Origin of the sequence: Brachybacterium halotolerans (genome assembly GCF_016623465.1) — a bacterium.
Taxonomy (GTDB): domain Bacteria; phylum Actinomycetota; class Actinomycetes; order Actinomycetales; family Dermabacteraceae; genus Brachybacterium; species Brachybacterium halotolerans.
Genome location: NZ_JAEDAJ010000001.1, coordinates 124939 through 142221 on the forward strand (window position 1 = coordinate 124939; position 17283 = coordinate 142221).

18 protein-coding genes are annotated in these 17283 nt (G+C 71.2%); 12 read left to right on the top strand and 6 right to left on the bottom strand.

The features are described from left to right. Positions 1 to 228 precede the first annotated feature (228 nt). Positions 229 to 1206 (top strand): NAD-dependent epimerase/dehydratase family protein, encoded by a 978-nt coding sequence (locus I8D64_RS00555; RefSeq protein ID WP_200500580.1) that lies wholly within the window; start codon positions 229 to 231, stop codon positions 1204 to 1206. Between the two features lie 53 nt (positions 1207 to 1259). Here the strand turns inward: I8D64_RS00555 and map are convergent, their stop codons facing one another. The 5 genes from map to I8D64_RS00580 all read right to left on the bottom strand — a co-directional run bounded on the left by map (position 1260) and on the right by I8D64_RS00580 (position 6058). Continuing rightward, on the bottom strand, positions 1260 to 2096 hold the full coding sequence (map, locus tag I8D64_RS00560; protein WP_200500581.1) for a type I methionyl aminopeptidase: 837 nt from the start codon (positions 2094 to 2096) through the stop codon (positions 1260 to 1262). After that, the gene (locus I8D64_RS00565; protein WP_200500582.1) at positions 2093 to 3133 is read right to left on the bottom strand and encodes a COX15/CtaA family protein; all 1041 of its coding nucleotides are present in this window, start codon (positions 3131 to 3133) and stop codon (positions 2093 to 2095) included. The genes map and I8D64_RS00565 overlap by 4 nt, the downstream gene beginning before the upstream one ends. Positions 3134 to 3230: 97 nt before the next feature. Further along, the gene (locus I8D64_RS00570) at positions 3231 to 4007 is read right to left on the bottom strand and encodes an ABC transporter permease (protein ID WP_200500583.1); all 777 of its coding nucleotides are present in this window, start codon (positions 4005 to 4007) and stop codon (positions 3231 to 3233) included. 17 nt (positions 4008 to 4024) lie between these two features. After that, complete coding sequence (locus tag I8D64_RS00575; protein ID WP_200500584.1) at positions 4025 to 4900, bottom strand: ABC transporter ATP-binding protein; 876 nt, start codon at positions 4898 to 4900, stop codon at positions 4025 to 4027. Between the two features lie 102 nt (positions 4901 to 5002). After that, positions 5003 to 6058, bottom strand: coding sequence for a glutathione S-transferase family protein (locus I8D64_RS00580; RefSeq protein ID WP_200500585.1), 1056 nt, complete (start codon positions 6056 to 6058; stop codon positions 5003 to 5005). A 359-nt stretch (positions 6059 to 6417) separates the two neighbouring features. Here I8D64_RS00580 and I8D64_RS00585 point away from each other — a divergent pair, with 359 nt between their 5' ends. The 6 genes from I8D64_RS00585 to I8D64_RS00610 are packed head-to-tail and all read left to right on the top strand — an operon-like array spanning position 6418 to position 11627. After that, positions 6418 to 7263, top strand: a complete 846-nt coding sequence (locus tag I8D64_RS00585; protein ID WP_200500586.1) for a helix-turn-helix transcriptional regulator — start codon at positions 6418 to 6420, stop codon at positions 7261 to 7263. Further along, positions 7260 to 8690 carry a Fe-S cluster assembly protein SufB gene (gene sufB, locus I8D64_RS00590; RefSeq protein WP_200500587.1) on the top strand — a complete coding sequence of 477 codons (1431 nt, stop codon included), beginning with the start codon at positions 7260 to 7262 and terminating at the stop codon, positions 8688 to 8690. The genes I8D64_RS00585 and sufB overlap by 4 nt, the downstream gene beginning before the upstream one ends. Next, positions 8690 to 10030, top strand: a complete 1341-nt coding sequence (sufD, locus tag I8D64_RS00595; protein WP_200500588.1) for a Fe-S cluster assembly protein SufD — start codon at positions 8690 to 8692, stop codon at positions 10028 to 10030. The genes sufB and sufD overlap by 1 nt, the downstream gene beginning before the upstream one ends. After that, positions 10030 to 10374 (top strand): non-heme iron oxygenase ferredoxin subunit, encoded by a 345-nt coding sequence (locus I8D64_RS00600; protein ID WP_152353072.1) that lies wholly within the window; start codon positions 10030 to 10032, stop codon positions 10372 to 10374. Before sufD ends, I8D64_RS00600 begins: the two co-directional genes overlap by 1 nt. A 57-nt stretch (positions 10375 to 10431) precedes the next feature. Next, on the top strand, positions 10432 to 11190 hold the full coding sequence (gene sufC / locus I8D64_RS00605; protein WP_200500589.1) for a Fe-S cluster assembly ATPase SufC: 759 nt from the start codon (positions 10432 to 10434) through the stop codon (positions 11188 to 11190). A 32-nt stretch (positions 11191 to 11222) separates the two neighbouring features. After that, positions 11223 to 11627, top strand: a complete 405-nt coding sequence (locus I8D64_RS00610) for a metal-sulfur cluster assembly factor (RefSeq protein WP_200501213.1) — start codon at positions 11223 to 11225, stop codon at positions 11625 to 11627. A 213-nt stretch (positions 11628 to 11840) separates the two neighbouring features. Here the strand turns inward: I8D64_RS00610 and ald are convergent, their stop codons facing one another. Next, positions 11841 to 12956 carry an alanine dehydrogenase gene (gene ald / locus I8D64_RS00615; RefSeq protein WP_200500590.1) on the bottom strand — a complete coding sequence of 372 codons (1116 nt, stop codon included), beginning with the start codon at positions 12954 to 12956 and terminating at the stop codon, positions 11841 to 11843. 186 nt (positions 12957 to 13142) lie between these two features. On the opposite strand from ald, the gene I8D64_RS00620 reads away from it, so the two are divergent. From I8D64_RS00620 to nusB, 5 genes are all read left to right on the top strand, one after another. Then, positions 13143 to 14747: an ATP-binding cassette domain-containing protein gene (locus tag I8D64_RS00620; RefSeq protein WP_200500591.1), complete on the top strand. Its 1605-nt coding sequence runs from the start codon at positions 13143 to 13145 to the stop codon at positions 14745 to 14747. A gap of 66 nt (positions 14748 to 14813) precedes the next feature. Then, positions 14814 to 15467, top strand: a complete 654-nt coding sequence (locus tag I8D64_RS00625) for a MarR family transcriptional regulator (RefSeq protein WP_200500592.1) — start codon at positions 14814 to 14816, stop codon at positions 15465 to 15467. A gap of 8 nt (positions 15468 to 15475) precedes the next feature. Next, the gene (locus tag I8D64_RS00630; protein ID WP_200500593.1) at positions 15476 to 15913 is read left to right on the top strand and encodes a hypothetical protein; all 438 of its coding nucleotides are present in this window, start codon (positions 15476 to 15478) and stop codon (positions 15911 to 15913) included. A 194-nt stretch (positions 15914 to 16107) separates the two neighbouring features. Then, positions 16108 to 16665 carry an elongation factor P gene (gene efp, locus I8D64_RS00635; protein ID WP_200500594.1) on the top strand — a complete coding sequence of 186 codons (558 nt, stop codon included), beginning with the start codon at positions 16108 to 16110 and terminating at the stop codon, positions 16663 to 16665. A 1-nt stretch (position 16666) separates the two neighbouring features. Next, positions 16667 to 17170 carry a transcription antitermination factor NusB gene (gene nusB / locus I8D64_RS00640; protein WP_343068371.1) on the top strand — a complete coding sequence of 168 codons (504 nt, stop codon included), beginning with the start codon at positions 16667 to 16669 and terminating at the stop codon, positions 17168 to 17170. Positions 17171 to 17283: the final 113 nt, after the last annotated feature.

Consider the following 17283-nt stretch of genomic DNA (forward strand, 5'->3'; position numbering starts at 1 on the left):
TGGCAGGCCTTCGTCGCGGCGTACTCTCAGCACGTCTCTCACCCCCGCCGAGCGGGAGCTCTGGCCTGCTGCGATCGATCACCTCTGGTGGGAGGAGGGCACGTGGGTTCTTGCGGACAACGACGACGCCGCCTGGTCGGACCCGGTGCAGGGCGGCTACCTGCGCTCCCTCGCGCTGTGGGACCCCGAGCACTACGGGCTGCCAGTCACCGAAGAAGGAGTCAGCACATGAAGATCGTCGTCATCGGCGGATCCGGGCACATCGGCACGTTCCTGGTCCCGCGCCTCGTGCGCGCCGGCCACGAGGTCGTCAGCATGACCCGATCCGGCGGCACCGGGTATCAGACCGCTCCGGAGTGGGCGCACGTCGCGCATGTGAAGGTCGACCGCGCGCAGGCGGACGCCGAGGGCACGTTCGGGCGGACCATCCTGGCGCAGCAGCCGGACGTCGTCATCGACCTGGTCTGCTTCACCCTGGAGTCCGCGACCGCCCTGGTGGAGGCGCTGCGCGGGGAGGTCGACCACCTGATCCACTGCGGCTCGATCTGGCGACACGGCGCGAGCCGGAAGTTCCCCATCACGGAGGGCTCGGACTCGGCGGCCGCACCGTTCGACGACTACGGCACCCAGAAGGCCGCGATCGCGAGGATGCTGAAGGACGAGACCGCCGCCGGTGGGCTCGTGACCACGTCCATCCACCCGGGCCACATCGTCGGCCCGGGCTGGAGACCCACCGGTCCTCTCGGCAACACCGATCCCGAGTCCTGGCGGATCCTGTCCTCCGGCGGCGCACTTCGCCTTCCCGGCAGCGGCATGGAGACGATGCACCACGTCCACGCGGACGACGTCGCCCAGCTCTTCGAGCTCGCCGTGGGGAACCGCATGGTCTCTGCCGGGGAGGACTTCACCGCGGTCGCGCCGACCGCGCTGTCGGTGCGCGGATACGTCGAGATCGCATCGGGCTGGTTCGGGCAGGAGGCGAACATCGAGCCGATTACGTGGGACGAGTACCGGGCGTCGACGAGCGAGCAGTTCGCGCTCGAGAGCTGGGGCCACCTGCACCGCAGCCAGGTGTTCAGCATCGAGAAGGCGAAGAGTCGACTCGGCTACGCCCCGGCGTACGAGCCGGAGCAGGCGATCCTCGAGTCCGTGCGCTGGCTGATCGAGCACGGCGAGCTCGAGGTGGCGCAGCCGCTCCAGGGCTGAGAGGGACGCCAGAGGCCGCGCGGGAGGATCCCCGCCCACCGCACCCTCCGACGTCACCGCGGTGGCGCGACCCCCACGGGCAGGTCCTCGCCCTCGCGGGCGGTGAGCACGATCGGCTCGCCGTCGGTGACCTGCAGGGTGTGCTCGGCGTGCGCGCCGCGCGAGCCGTCGTCGGACATGACCGACCATCCGTCCCGGTCGGTGATGTGCACAGCGTCGGTCGAGTGCATGAGGAACGGCTCGACCGTGAGCAGCATGCCCGCCTCGAGCACCGGTCCCGTCCCGGCCGTGCCGTGGTTCGGGACGAAGGGCGCCTCGTGCATCGTGCGTCCCACGCCGTGCCCGCCGAACTCGTGGTTGATCACGCGGCCCAGGCGCTGCGCGGCGTCCTCGACGGCGCGGCCGATGTCGCCCACGTGCGCGCCCGCGCGGACCTCCGCGATGCCGGCCCACATGGTCGTCTCGACGTCGGCGATGAGGGCGAGGTCCGCCGGCTCGGCGGCGCTCTGCGGCCCGACCACGAAGGACAGCGCCGAATCCGCGACCCAGCTCTCGAGCTCCACCGCGAAGTCCAGGGACAGCAGATCACCGGCCTCGAGCACGCGATCGTACGGCCTGCCGTGCAGCACGGTGTCGTTGACCGAGGTGCACATGACCCGCCCGAAGGGGTAGGCGCCGAACCGAGGATGGTAGTCCAGGTAACAGCTGGTCGCCCCCGCCTCTCGGATCATCCGATGCGCCTCGGCGTCGATGTCCAGCAGGGAGTCGCCGACGGCCACGGTCTCGCGCAGGTGCGAGAGCACGCCGGCGACGAACCGTCCGGCGGGGGCGGCCTCGGCGGTCGTGGGCCGTTCCGGTGCGGGGCGCTGGCGGCGACGGCGCAGGATCATCGGCGGCGCGCCTCCTCGTCGGCCGACGGCGCCGGGCTCGTCGCGCCGGCGACCACGTGCACGTCGGCGGCGGACGGCGCGAGGTCGGTCCACGAGAAGCAGGTCGAGACGATCGCGGTGACGGCCGCGGTGAACAGCGCGGCGCCGGTCATGTGGAGGCCGACGAGCACCTCGGGCAGTCCGGTGAAGTACTGCGTGTAGCCGATGACGGCCTGCAGCAGGGTGACCGCGACGACGAGCCAGGCGGTGCGACGGGGACGGCGCGGGGCCTTCATGAGGTGAAGGCACAGCACCAGGCCGACGAGCAGGCCGCAGAACAGCATCACCGAGTCCGCGTGCAGCCAGGAGACGGTGCGCGGGTCCAGGCCCAGGCGCAGCGTGGCGTCGATGTCGCCCGAGTGCGGCCCGGAGTTCGTGGTGAGGGTCCCCAGGAACAGCACCGCGGCGGCGACGACGGCCATCACCGCGGAGAGCGCGACGAGCGGGGTCGGCACCACGCGGCGCAGACGCCCGTCGCCGTCGTGGACCCGGACCACGAGGATCGCCGAGACCACCACGAGGGCGATCGAGATGAGGAAGTGCGGGGCGACGGCGATCGGGTGCAGGTCGAGCTTCACGACGGCCATCCCGACGATGGCCTGCGCCGCGGTGCCGACGAGCGGAAGGATCGAGAGCACGATGAAGGAGGTGCCCTTCCGGCGCAGCCACAGCAGCGCGACCACGAGCAGCGCGATCGCGAAGATGCCGAGCACCCCGGTGAGCGTCCGGTTGCCGAACTCGATGAAGGGGCGGATGCCCATGTCGGGGGAGTAGCGGGGCGTGAACTGGCCGGGCTCGCAGCTGGGCCAGGTGGTGCACCCCAGGCCCGACTTCGTCAGCCGCACCACGCCGCCGGTGACGATGATGCCCATCTGGCAGATGAGGTTCCCCCAGAAGATCACCTGCACGAGTCGGCGCTTCCACGGGGCGAGGGCGGCCAGGGCGGGGGAGACGGTGCCCGGGAGGGCGGAGCCGGGCGCGGCGGGGGCGGTGGTCATGGGGCGATCCTCGCGAGTGGGAACGGACGACGGGACGATGTGGGCGCGGTGGGCGCAGGCGGGATCAGCGCCGGGGCGCGGGTGCTCGAGCGGGCGCTCACGCGGAGGTCCAGCGGAACCAGCGGGCCACGGCGAGCGACGCCGCGACCGCCCAGACCACGAGCACCACGAGCGAGCCGACGGGGAAGTGCCCGTCGGCCAGCACGGCGCGCAGCAGCTCGCCGAGCGCCCCGGAGGGCAGCAGGTCGACGAGGCCGCCGAGCATTCGCGGGTAGGCGGCCGAGGGGATCGCGACGCCGCCCACGGCCACGAACAGCACGAACAGGACGTTGGAGACGGCGAGGACGGCCTCGGTGCGCAGTGTGCCGGCGACCAGCAGGCCGAGCGCCCCGAAGGCGATGGTGCCCACGAGCCAGATCGGCACGACCTCGAGCAGGCCGACCGCGTGCGGCCTCCACCCCAGGATCAGCGCGATCACGCCCAGCACCACGACCTGCAGCACGTGCACGCAGAGCGTCGCGAGGATCTTCCCGGTGAGGTAGCCGTCCCGGCCCAGCGGCGTGGTCGCGATCCAGCGCAGCACGCCGCCGCGCCGGTCGAAGCCGGTCTGGATGGCCTGCGAGGTGAAGGAGGTGGAGATCAGGGCGGTCGCCGCGGTCGCGGCGACCGCGGTGTCGATCGAGGCGAGGCCCTCGACGCGGCCGACGGGCACGAAACGCAGCGCGAGCAGCACGAGCGCCGGCATGAGGATCGCGACCATGAGCTGCTCGCCGTTGGTCAGCAGGATGCGCGCCTCGAGCACGGCGTGGGCGAGGATGCGGCGAGCCCTCGGCGCGGGCGCGGCGCGGTGCTCGGCGGCGGACGCTGTGGTCATCGGACGTGCTCCTGCGCTCATCGGGCGTGCTCCTGCGCGTCCCGCTCGTCGATGAGGTCCAGCAGGACGCTCTCGAGGTCGGCGGCGCCGCCCGTGGTGATCTCGAGATCGGCGCCGTGGCGTGCGGCCGTCTCGCGCAGGTCCTTCGCGAGGACGCCCGCCACGGAGGGGTCGACGCCGCGGGCGCGGGCGCTGAGCGTGAGCGTCGCGTCGGGGGCGCGGTGGGCGGCGATCACCTCGTCGACGGTCCCGGCGGCGACGGTGCGTCCGCCCGAGATGACGACGACCTGATCGGCGAGCCCCTCGACGTCGTCCATGAGATGCGTGGTGAGGACGACGGCGGTGCCGGTGCGGGCGAGCGCCCTGATCAGGTCGCGCACGGTGCGGCGGATCGCCGGGTCCATGCCGGCCGTCGGCTCGTCGAGGAACACCAGCTCGGGGCGACCGACGATCGCGAGCGCCAGGGCCAGGCGCTGACGCTGCCCGCCCGAGAGTCGCCGCACGAGCGTGCCGCCGAACTCGGTGATGCCCAGGTGCTCGGCGACCTCGTCGACAGCGAGCGGGTCGGCGTAGAGCTCCGCGCCGTAGCGCAGCAGCTGCAGGGCGGTCGCACCGGAGGCGAGCCCGCCGTCCTGGATCATCACTCCCACCCGCGCCCGGAGCTCGGCGCCCGCGCGCCACGGGTCCTCGCCGAGCACGCGCACGGTGCCGGCGTCGGGCTGCAGCAGGCCGGTCGCGCAGCCGATGGTGGTGGTCTTGCCGGCGCCGTTGGGGCCCAGCAGGGCGGTGACCTCGCCGCGATGCGCGCAGAACTCGACGCCGTCCAGGGCGCGCACGGAGCCGAAGCTGCGCGTGAGGCCCTGTGCCTCGAGAGCGGGGGAGTGGTCGTTCATGACGCCGACCATGCTAGGCCCCCGCTCCCGGGAGGTCCCTGCACCTGTGACCCGGCTCCATCCCACGCGCCTACCTCGACGCACGGGATCGCCCCGGGAGGATCAGCGACCGGTCACGTGCAGGGGCGTGTGCGCGGGGTCGACGACCTCGTCGGCCTTCGGGGGCAGCGGCGCGGTGCCGCCGGGCCCCCAGGTGTCGGTGTCGAAGCGGTCGCGGTCGTGGGCCTCGAGGAAGATCGAGGTGTCCGGTCCCAGCGGCACGATCTGCGTGGGGTTCAGATCGGTCTGCACCACGTAGTAGTGCTCCTTGATGTGCTGGAAGTCGATCGTGTCGCCGAAGCCCGGCGTCCGGAAGAGGTCCTTCGTGTAGTTCCAGAGATTGGGCATGCTCGCGAGCGGCTGACGGTTCGCCTTGAAGTGCGAGTGGTAGACGGGGTCGAAGCGCACCAGGGTCGGGAACAGGCGCACGTCGGCCTCGGTGATCGAGGGGCCCATGAGGTAGCGCGAACGGGAGAGGCGGTCCTCGAGCACGTCGAGGCTCTCCCAGAGGTCCGTGTACGCCTTCTCGTAGGTCTCCTGGGAGCCGGCGAACCCCGTCTTGTACACGCCGTTGTTCACGTGGTGCAGCACCCAGTGGTTGAGCTCGTCGATCTCCGCGCGCTGCGCCTCGGGGTAGAGGTCGGGCGCGCCCTCGCGGTGGAAGTCCGTCCACTGGGTCGCGAAGTCCAGGGTGATCCGGTGGAAGTCGTTGGTGACCACGCCGCCGGTGGGGATGTCCACCATCGCGGGCACGGTGATGCCGCGCGGGTAGTCGGGGTACCGGGTGAAGTAGGCCTGCTGGAGGCGCTCGATGCCCAGCACCGGATCCTTGCCGCCCGGGTCGAGGTCGAAGGTCCACGAGCGCTTGTCGTGCGTGGGGCCGGCGATCGCCATCGAGATCGCGTCCTCCAGCCCCAGCAGGCGGCGCGAGATGATCGTGCGGTTGGCCCAGGGGCAGGCGCGCGAGACGGCGAGGCGATAGCGGCCCGCCTCGGCGGGCCACGGGCTCGACCCGTCGGACGTGATGCGGTCGGGGATGTAGTTCATGTCGCGATCGAAGGCCTCGCCCGCGTGGACGTACGAGCCGGTCTGGTCGTTCGGGTCGTTCTCCATCTCCATGTCTCCTCCTCCGTGACGGTCCAGGGCGTCTCCCGGACACGGACCATGATAGTTGAAGGATGAACTATGTGCACGGGTGGATCGCGGCGACGTCGGGAACGGGGGTCCGGCGCCGATCGGCGGGCGCGCCGCCGGGGGTGCCGGCAGTGCGCCGACAGCGCTCCGGAAGTTCGTCGTCCGTGCGCTCCCGGCGTGCTCTCCGCGCGCCCCCGAGCCGCCGACCTGCGGTGAGCCTTCCCTAACGTGGGCAGACGCACGTCGGCCCCTCGGCTCCCCCTGCCTTTTCGCAACGTTCGGGTTGTAAAATCGGGCGTGTCGGCGTCGCCCGCGTCGACCCCGCAAGGGAAGGAGGGCATCCGATGGCAGCGCACGCAGCGGCGCAGCAGCGCGACTCCGCCGCGCCGCACGGAACTCGAGAACAGCCCCAGAGCCAGGGCCCGCCCGAGCACCAGGACCAGGCCGGGCACCACGACGACACCGAGCAGCAGGATCGGACCGAGCACCGGGACACCCGCGATCGGCTCATCGATGCGATCTCCGCCCACGGCCCGATCTCGGCCCGAGCCCTCGCCGAGATGTTCGGCCTCACCAGCGCCGCGGTCCGACGGCACCTCTCCGCCCTCGAGGCCGACGGCGTGATCGAGGAGCACGATGTCCCCGTGCACCAGCGCGGGCGCGGACGCCCCTCGAAGAGCTTCGTGCTCTCGGCCTCCGCCCACGAGGACCTCGGCAGCGAGTACGACGACCTGGCGATGCTCGCGCTCGACGAGCTCGCCCGCCGCGGCGGGGGAGAGGCGCTCACGCACCTCGCCTGCGCACGCGTCGCCCCCTGGGAGGAGGACCTCTCCGCCCGGGTCGGCGAGCTCGAGGAGGCGGGCGAGGAGGTCTCGCGTGCACGCCGCGTCGAGATCCTCGCCGACATCCTCACCGAGCGCGGCTACGCCGCCACGGTGCGCCCCGTGACCGTGACCATCCCGGCCTCCGGGAGGTCCGGCAGGCCGCGTACGGTGGAGACGGCCCAGCTGGTCCAGGGCCACTGCCCGATCCAGGAGGTCGCGGCCCGCCACCCCGAGCTGTGCGAGGCGGAGACCACGGCCATCGGCCGGATGGCGGGAGCGCCCGTCCAGAGGCTCGCGACACTTGCAGGCGGCGCCCACGCCTGCACGACCCACATTCCGCTCACGGAGGGAAACACACCACGATGACGAGTGCACCCGAGCAGCAGATGAGCCAGGACGAGATCATCTCGTCCATCGGCAACTACGCCTTCGGCTGGCACGACGAGGACGCCGCCGGCGCCTCGGCCCGCCGCGGGCTGAACGAGGAGGTCGTGCGCGACATCTCCGCGAAGAAGAGCGAGCCCGAGTGGATGCTCGAGCGCCGCCTGAAGGGCCTGCGCCTGTTCGACAAGAAGCCGATGCCCCAGTGGGGTGCCGACCTCTCCGGGATCGACTTCGAGAACATCAAGTACTTCGTCCGCTCGACGGAGAAGCAGGCCGCGAGCTGGGACGACCTCCCGGACGACATCAAGGAGACCTACGACCGCCTGGGCATCCCCGAGGCCGAGAAGCAGCGCCTCGTGGCCGGCGTCGCCGCCCAGTACGAGTCCGAGGTCGTCTACCACCAGATCCGCGAGGACCTCGAGGCCCAGGGCGTCATCTTCATGGACACCGACACGGGCCTGAAGGAGCACCCCGAGCTGTTCGAGGAGTACTTCGGCACGGTCATCCCGGCCGGCGACAACAAGTTCTCCGCCCTGAACACCGCGGTGTGGTCCGGCGGCTCCTTCGTGTACGTCCCGCCGGGCGTGCACGTGGAGATCCCGCTGCAGGCCTACTTCCGGATCAACACCGAGAACATGGGCCAGTTCGAGCGCACCCTGATCATCGCCGACGAGGGCTCGTACGTGCACTACGTCGAGGGCTGCACCGCGCCGATCTACCAGACCGACTCGCTGCACAGCGCCGTCGTCGAGATCGTCGTGAAGAAGAACGCCCGCGTGCGCTACACGACCATCCAGAACTGGTCGAACAACGTGTACAACCTCGTCACCAAGCGCACCACCGTCGAAGAGGGCGGGACCATGGAGTGGGTCGACGGCAACATCGGCTCCAAGGTCACCATGAAGTACCCCGCCGTGTGGCTGATGGGCGAGCACGCCCGCGGCGAGACCCTGTCGATCGCCTTCGCCGGCGAGAACCAGCACCAGGACACCGGCTCGAAGATGGTGCACATGGCGCCGCACACCTCGAGCTCGATCGTCTCGAAGTCGGTCTCGCGCGGCGGCGGCCGCTCGAGCTATCGCGGGCTCGTGCAGGTCATGCCGGGCGCCGAGCACAGCGCCTCGACCGTGCTGTGCGACGCGCTGCTGGTGGACACGATCTCCCGCACCGACACCTACCCCTACGTCGACGTGCGCGTGGACGACGTCCAGATGGGCCACGAGGCCACCGTCTCCAAGGTCTCCGAGGAGCAGCTCTTCTACCTGATGAGCCGCGGCATGGAGGAGACCGAGGCGATGGCCATGATCGTGCGCGGGTTCATCGAGCCCATCGCGCGCGAGCTGCCCATGGAGTACGCGCTCGAGCTGAACCGCCTGATCGAACTGCAGATGGAAGGAGCCGTCGGCTGATGACGACGACCGATGTGAAGGGCCCCGAGAGCACAGGGGACGAGCAGGCCAACGAGGCGGTCGGCGGCGCCGCGGGCGCCGCCCCCGTCGCCGCTCAGGACGTGCTCGTCGAGGACGAGGACCGCGGCGAGGCCGGACGCGCCGTCCGCGCGGAGCTCGAGGACGAGGGCATCGCACTGCCCGGCTCCCCGGCCTCCGGGGAGGACTCGCACGCGACCCGCGCGAACCGCGTGCGCTCCTTCGAGGTCGCGGACTTCTCCCGGCCGACGTCCAAGGACGAGGAGTGGCGCTTCACGCCGCTGCGCGTGCTCTCCCCGCTGTTCGAGGACCTGCCCACCGAGGACCTCGAGGGCGATCCGGCCGTCGACTACCAGATCAGCGTCCCCGAGGGCGCCCCCGAGGCCTCGACGCTCGCCCCGGGGCAGAGCCCGCGGGGCACCGCGCTCGTGCCCGAGGACATCGTCTCCGCGGTGGCCTCGGCCCGCACCGAGCAGGCGCTGCACCTGCGCGCGCCCCGCGGCGCGGAGCTCGCCGACCCGTTCCGCGTGGCGATCACCGGCCGCGGCGCCGAGCGCCGCGGCAACGCCCACGTGGTCCTGGAGACCGAGGAGTCCTCGGTCGCGACCTTCGTGCTGGACCACACGGGCAGCGCGCGGTTCGCCGAGAACGTCGAGATGATCGTCGGCGACAACTCGCAGATGACCGTGATCTCGCTGCAGAACTGGGAGGACGATGCTCTGCACATCTCCGCCCACCACTCCCGGCTGGGACGCGATGCGCGTCTGAAGCACATCGTCGTGACCCTCGGCGGCCGCGCGGTGCGCATCAACGCGATCGGCGAGTTCAGCGCCCCCGGCTCGGAGCTCGAGAAGCTGGGCCTGTACTTCTCCGACGAGGGTCAGTTCCTCGAGCACCGCATCTTCGTGGACCACGCGGCCCCGAAGTGCACCTCGAACTCGGCCTACAAGGGTGCGCTGCAGGGCAAGGGCGCGCGCTCGGTCTGGGTGGGCGACGTGCTCATCCGCAAGGAGGCCGAGGGCACCAGCACCTACGAGCTGAACCGCAACCTCGTGCTCACCGAGGGCGCCCGCGCCGACTCGGTGCCGAACCTCGAGATCGAGACCGGGGAGATCGAGGGCGCCGGCCATGCCGCCGCCACCGGTCGCTTCGACGACGAGCAGCTGTTCTACCTGCGCGCCCGCGGCATCCCCGAGCTCGAGGCCCGCAGGCTCGTGGTGCGCGGCTTCTTCGCCGAGCTCATCCAGCAGATCGATGTCCCCGAGATCCGCGAGGCCCTCACCGACTCGATCGAGGCGGAGCTGCAGCGGAGCATGAACTGATGAGCGACTCCTTCGTCCCCGTCGCGCGCCTGACGGACCTCGCCCCCGGCGAGGCCCTGGGCCTCGAGGTCTCCGGCCTCGAGATCGCCCTGGTGCGCGACGAGGACGGGGGAGTGCACGCCCTCGCGGACATCTGCTCCCACGACGACGTCGCGCTGTCCGACGGCGACGTCGAGGGGTGCACGCTGGAGTGCTGGAAGCACGGGAGCCAGTTCGACCTGGTGACCGGACGCCCCCTCCAGCTGCCCGCCGTCCGTCCCGTCCCCGTCTATCCCGTCCGCGTCGACGCGGACGGCCAGATCGCCGTCGACCCCGAGCATGCGCTCACAGGGTCCGCGGGCTGAGCGGCCGTCCTCCCGACGCACCGAACGTCCTGTCACTTCCGAAGGAGACCACCCACCATGTCGATCCTCGAGATCCGCGATCTGCACGCCACCGTCGAGACCCCTGAGGGCACCAAGGAGATCCTCAAGGGCGTCGACCTCACCATCCGCAGCGGCGAGACCCACGCGATCATGGGCCCCAACGGCTCGGGCAAGTCCACGCTCGCCTACTCGATCGCCGGCCACCCCAAGTACGAGATCACCTCGGGCACCGTGACGCTCGACGGCGAGGACGTCCTCGCGATGAGCGTCGACGAGCGCGCCCGCGCCGGCCTGTTCCTGGCCATGCAGTACCCGGTCGAGGTCCCCGGCGTCACCGTCTCGAACTTCCTGCGGACCGCCAAGACCGCGATCGACGGCGAGGCCCCGGCCCTGCGCACCTGGGTCAAGGACGTGCGCGGCGCGATGGACAACCTCAAGATGGATCCGGTCTTCGCCGAGCGCAACGTCAACGAGGGCTTCTCCGGCGGTGAGAAGAAGCGCCACGAGATCCTCCAGATGGAGCTGCTGAAGCCGTCCATGGCGATCCTCGACGAGACCGATTCCGGCCTCGACGTCGACGCCCTGCGCGTGGTCTCCGAGGGCGTGAACCGCGCCAAGGACACCACCGACGTGGGCGTCATGCTGATCACCCACTACACGCGCATCCTCAACTACATCAAGCCCGACTTCGTGCACGTGTTCGTGAACGGCCAGGTCGCCGAGCAGGGCGGCCCCGAGCTCGCCGAGCGCCTCGAGGCCGAGGGCTACGAGCGCTTCCTCACGGGTGCCAAGTGACCGCCCCGGAGAACGACGGAGCGGACGCCCAGATGCCGGCCGACGGTGCGGTCTCGGGTGACGGCACGGCCCCGGCCGACGGCACGGCCGCATCGGAGGGCGCCGCCGCGACGGATGGCGGGCCCTCGACCTTCGTGAGCGAGGAGGAGGTGCGCGAGTCCCTCAAGGACGTCATCGACCCCGAGCTCGGGATCAACGTCGTGGACCTCGGCCTCGTCTACGGCATCACCGTGGACCAGGGCAACGCCGTGGTCGACATGACGCTGACCTCCGCCGCGTGCCCGCTCACCGACGTGCTCGAGGAGCAGACCTTCGCGGCGCTCGACCCCATCTGCGAGACGCACAGGATCAACTGGGTCTGGATGCCGCCGTGGGGCATGGAGATGATCACCGAGGACGGCCGCGAGCAGCTGAGGGCCATCGGCTTCAACCTCTGACCCGCGGCCGACGTCCGGGATCCGCACCGAGCGAGGCCACTCGTGCGACTGCGCACGGGTGGCCTCGCTGAGTATCGGGGACCTGGCCGAGGGTCGGCGCGGCCTCGCCGAGAGCCGAGCACCGAACAGTGCTGCGCAGTTGTCGTCATGGAGCCTCATAACGACGACTGCGCAGCACTGTTCGTGGTTCCGGGCCGGTGGCCGGCCCCGTCCTCAGCCCAGCACGACGGCGGGCTCGACCGCGTCGGTCCCGTGGGCCTCGCCGACGCCGATGTTGGTGAGCGTCCCGGCGTGCGCGTTCAGCCCCTTGGCGAGCGCCGCGTCCGCCCGCAGCGCGTCCCGCCACCCGGAGCCCGCGATCCGCATCACGTAGGGGAGCGTCGCGTGCGTGAGCGCCGCGGTCGCGGTGACGGGCACGCTCCCGGGCATGTTCGCCACGCAGTAGAAGTTCGTGTCGTGCACGCGGAACGTGGGCGCGTCGTGCGTGGTGGCGTGGGAGCCCTCGAAGCAGCCGCCCTGGTCGATCGCGACGTCCACGAGCACCGAGCCGGGCTTCATCGTGCTCACCATCTCGTCGGTCACGAGCTTGGGGGCGCGCTTGCCCGGGATCAGCACGGAGCCGATCACCACGTCGGCCTGCCGGATCATCTCGGAGAGGTCCAGGCGCGTGGAGTAGCGGGTGAGGATCCTGCCGGAGTGGACCGTCGCGATCTCCTGGAGGCGCGCGAGGCTCACGTCCATGACGGTGACGTCGGCATGGAGGCCGTTCGCCATCACCGCGGCCTGCTCGCCCACGACGCCGCCGCCGATCACGAGCACTTTCGCCTCGCCGGTGCCGGGCACGCCGCCCATCAGCACCCCCGAGCCGCCCAGCGGCTTCATGAGGTGGTAGGCCGCGACCTGGGTCGCGAGCCGTCCGGCGATCGCGCTCATCGGCGCGAGCAGCGGCAGCGAGCGATCGGCCCTCTGCACCGTCTCGTACGCGATGGCCGTGGTCCCGGAGTCCAGGACCGCGCGGGTGAGGGTCTCGTCGGCCGCGAGGTGGAGGTAGGTGAACAGGATCTGCCCCTCGCGCAGCAGCGACTGCTCGCTCGGGAGGGGCTCCTTGACCTTGACGATCATCTCGGCGCCGCCCCACACGTCGGCGGCGTCGGGCACGATCCTCGCGCCGGCCTCTGCGAAGTCCTCATCGCGCACCCCCGCTCCGAGGCCCGCCGAAGCCTCCACGAGCACCTCGTGCCCGGCATGGGTGAGCTCGTGGACGCCGGCGGCGGTCAGCCCCACCCGGTACTCGTTGTTCTTGATCTCGCGGGGAACCCCGATGATCATGCTCGCTCCTTCGACGACGTGATCTGCGGCCTGCGGGACTCGGCCCGCGGGCCGGAGGACCTCGATGTCCTCCTCACCACATCACAGCACACGGGAGCGGTATTCGTGGGCGTCCTCGGCAGGTGACGAACTAGGGTGGACCGGGCCCCGGAGCGGGGTCCCGTCCACTGCGCGAGGAGCCCTTCCGTGATCACCGTCTCCGACCTCGAGATCCGCATGGGAGCGCGGCTGCTCATGAGCGGAGTGTCCTTCCAGGTGACCGCGGGCGACCGCATCGGTCTCGTCGGCCGCAACGGCGCCGGCAAGACCACCCTCACCAAGGTCCTCTCCGGCACCCTGCAGCCCACCGAGGGGCGCGTCGAGGTGAGCGGGGAGCTCGGCTACCTGCCGCAGGACACCCACACCGGCGATCCCGAGCAGCTGGTGATCGCCCGCATCCTCTCCGCCCGCGGCCTCGACGACATCATGCAGCGCCTGCACCGGGCCGAGCTCGACATGGCCGACATGACCATCTCCGACGCCAAGCGCGAGAAGGCCATGGACCGCTACGCGCGGATCGACGCCGAGCTCACCTCCCGCGGCGGATACGCCGCGGAGTCCGAGGCCCGCCGGATGGCGGCGAACCTGGGGCTCCCGGACCGCCTGCTCGAGCAGGGCCTCGGCACGCTCTCGGGCGGCCAGCGCCGCCGCGTCGAGCTCGCCAGGATCCTGTTCTCCCAGGCGGACACGATGATCCTCGACGAGCCGACGAACCACCTCGACGCCGACTCGATCATCTGGCTGCGCGACTACCTCATGACATACAAGGGCGGGCTGATCGTCATCAGCCACGACGTCCAGCTCGTCGAGCAGGTCGTGAACAAGGTGTTCTACCTCGACGCCAACCGCGGCGCGATCGACATCTACAACATGGGCTGGAAGCTCTACCTGCGCCAGCGCGAGGACGACGAGAAGCGGCGCCGGCGCGAGCGGCAGAACGCGGAGAAGAAGGCCACCCAGCTCACCGCCCAGGCGGAGAAGATGCGAGCGAAGGCCACCAAGGCCGTCGCCGCCCAGAACATGCTCCGCCGCGCCGAGCGCATGCTCGACGGCGTCGAGGGCGAGCGCCAGCAGGACCGCGTCGCCTCCCTGCGCTTCCCCAAGCCGGCCTCCTGCGGGAAGACCCCGCTGATGGCGGAGGACCTCTCGAAGTCCTACGGGAGCCTGGAGATCTTCACAGGCGTGGACCTCGCGATCGACCGCGGCAGCCGCGTCGTCGTCCTGGGTCTCAACGGTGCGGGCAAGACCACGCTGCTGCGGGTGCTCGCCGGCGTCGACGAGTCCGACACCGGCCGCATCATCCCCGGCCACGGCCTGCGCGTGGGCTACTACGCGCAGGAGCACGAGACCCTCGACCCCGACCGCACGGTGCTCGAGAACATGATGACGGCGGCCATCGAGCTCCCCGAGGTCGAGGCCCGCAAGATCCTCGGCTCGTTCCTGTTCAGCGGGGACGACGTGCACAAGCCCGCAGGGGTGCTCTCGGGAGGGGAGAAGACCCGGCTGGCCCTGGCCACGCTCGTGGTCTCGAGCGCGAACGTGCTGCTCCTGGACGAGCCGACGAACAACCTCGATCCCGCGAGCCGCGAGGAGATCCTCGGCGCGCTCGCGGCCTTCGAGGGCGCCGTCATCCTGGTCTCCCACGACCCGGGCGCCGTCCGGGCGCTCTCGCCCGAGCGCGTGCTGGTCATGCCCGACGCGGTCGAGGACCTCTGGAACCAGAGCTACGAGGAGCTCATCGAGCTCGCCTGACAGCAGAACAAGGCTGTATCGCACGACATCGCGTCTTTCGTGCGTGATGGGGCTAGACTCGCGGCCATGTTCGTCCTCACCGTCGACCAGCACGACAGCCGGCGCACCACCGATCGCGTGCCTGAGCTGATCGAGGCGCTGCACGACGTCCCCCTCCGTCTGCGTCCCGAGCGGACGGCGGGCGACGAGGTGCAGATGCTCGCCGACTCGGCCGATGCGGTCCTCGCGTGCGTGCTGCGCATGCTCGAGCTCGGCGGCTGGAGCGTGGGGGTGGGCATCGGACCCGTCGAGCTCCCGCTGCCGACCTCCGTGCGCGAGGGTCGCGGGGACGCCTTCATCGCCGCCCGCCGCGCGGTCGAGAGCGCTCGCCGCACCAGCTCGATCCCCGTCAGCGTGCGCACCGCCGACCCCCGCCAGCGGGAGCAGACCGAGGAGCTGCAGGCGCTGCTGCGCCTGGTCGGACGCGAGGTCACCTCCCGCAAGCCCGGGCAGTGGCGCGTGGTCCACGCGATGCTCGAGGACCCGTCGGCCACGCAGGCGCAGATCGCCGAGCGTCTCGAGGTGACCCAGCAGACCGTCTCCCGCGCCTTCACCACGAGCGGGTGGCGCGAGGAGCAGGCCGTGCATCCGCTCGTGCGTCGCCTGCTCGCGATGCTCGACCTCACCTCGGACCGCTCGATGGACCGCCCGGGCTCGGGCCGTCCGGGCCATCTGCCATGATCCAGGACATGCTCACCCACCTTCCCGAGCTCGTGGTGATCGTGCTCGCCCTGCTGCTCGCCTCGCTCGGCGGGTGGCCGCTCTCCTCGTTCGTGCTGCGCCTGTCGCGCTCGCCCCGGCGCGCCCGTCCGGCCGCGCAGCGGCGCGGCGAGGTCCCCGTCCTCGAGGCGCCCGCGCATCCGGCGAAGGACTGGAGCACCCCGGAGCTGCTGCGCGGAGGGCTGTGGATCGGACTGCTCGAGAGGATCGCGGTGACCGCCTGCGTGCTCGCCGACCACCCCGAGATGATCGCGGTCGTCGTCGCGCTCAAGGGCCTCGGCCGCTACCCCGAGCTGCGCGCCCACGAGGGCGCCTCCGAGCGCTTCCTCGTGGGCACCTTCGCCTCGCTGCTGTGGGCGGTCGCGATCGGCGCGATCGGCCTCGCCCTGCTGCGCACGCTCGCCTGACGGGGCGGCGCGGGGTCGGACGATGCGAGCTTCGCTACGTCGGGGCGTCCGCGAGCGGCCCGGGGGAGCGGCGGATGCCGCTCCAGGCGGTAAAGTGGATGAGCCTGCGGCGTGACCTCCATCGCGCCGCATGCGCACCGCAAGGCGCGAGAGCGCACACCGGGCGAGACGCCCGTCGACTCCCGAGGAGACCCATGGCGACGACCAACGACCTCAAGAACGGCATCGTGCTGAACCTGGACAACCAGCTCTGGCAGGTCGTCGAGTTCCAGCACGTGAAGCCGGGCAAGGGGCCCGCCTTCGTGCGCACCAAGATCAAGAACGTGCTGTCGGGCAAGACGGTCGACAAGACCTTCAACGCCGGTGTGAAGGTGGAGACCGCGACGGTCGACAAGCGCGACATGCAGTACTCCTACCTCGACGGCGACCTCTACGTCTTCATGGACACCTCCACCTGGGAGCAGACCAACGTCCCCGGCGACATCGTCGGCGATGCCAAGGACTTCCTGCTCGAGGGCGCCGACGTCGTGATCGCGTTCCACGACGAGAAGGTGCTCTACGTCGAGCTGCCCGCGAGCGTCGTCCTGGAGATCACGCACACCGAGCCCGGCCTGCAGGGCGACCGCTCCTCCGGCGGGACCAAGCCCGCCACCCTCGAGACCGGCCGCGAGATCCAGGTGCCGCTGTTCCTCGAGCAGGGCACCAAGGTCAAGGTCGACACCCGCTCCGGCGACTACCTCGGGCGCGCCTGACGTGCAGGATCCGCTGAACCTTCCCCTGCCCGGTCGCGAGGGCGAGGAGGTCGAGCTGCTGGAGACGCATCCCGCGAACCCCAAGCGCCTGACCTCCCGCTCCCGCGAGCGGGTGCGGGCGATCGACGTCGTCTTCGAGGCCGACGCCCGCGAGCGCGATCTGAGCGACGTGCTCGCCGAGCGGCGGGTGCGCACGGCGGCGCAGACCGCTCTTCCCGAGCGCTCCGCGCACCTGGTCGAGCTCGTCGCCGAGCATCGCGACGAGATCGACGAGCAGCTCTCGACCCACAGCCGCGACTGGCCCCTGCACCGCATGCCCGCCGTGGACCGCGCGATCCTGCGCACCGGGGCCGCCGAGATCCTCCACGACACCCCGGCCGACGGCGTCGGCCCCGTGATCGGCGAGTACGCGACGATCGCGCGCGAGCTGTCCACCGAGGACTCCCCGCGCTTCGTCAACGGCCTCCTGCAGCGCATCGGCGAGATGCGCGACCTGCTGGGCTGAGCGCCCGCCGCCGGCGGCCGTCCGCCGTCCGACAGCCGCTGCGCTGAGACCTCCGCAACAGCTCCCGCCACCACCTGAGACGGCGCGCGGGCGCGCGCGCCCCGCGCGCTACG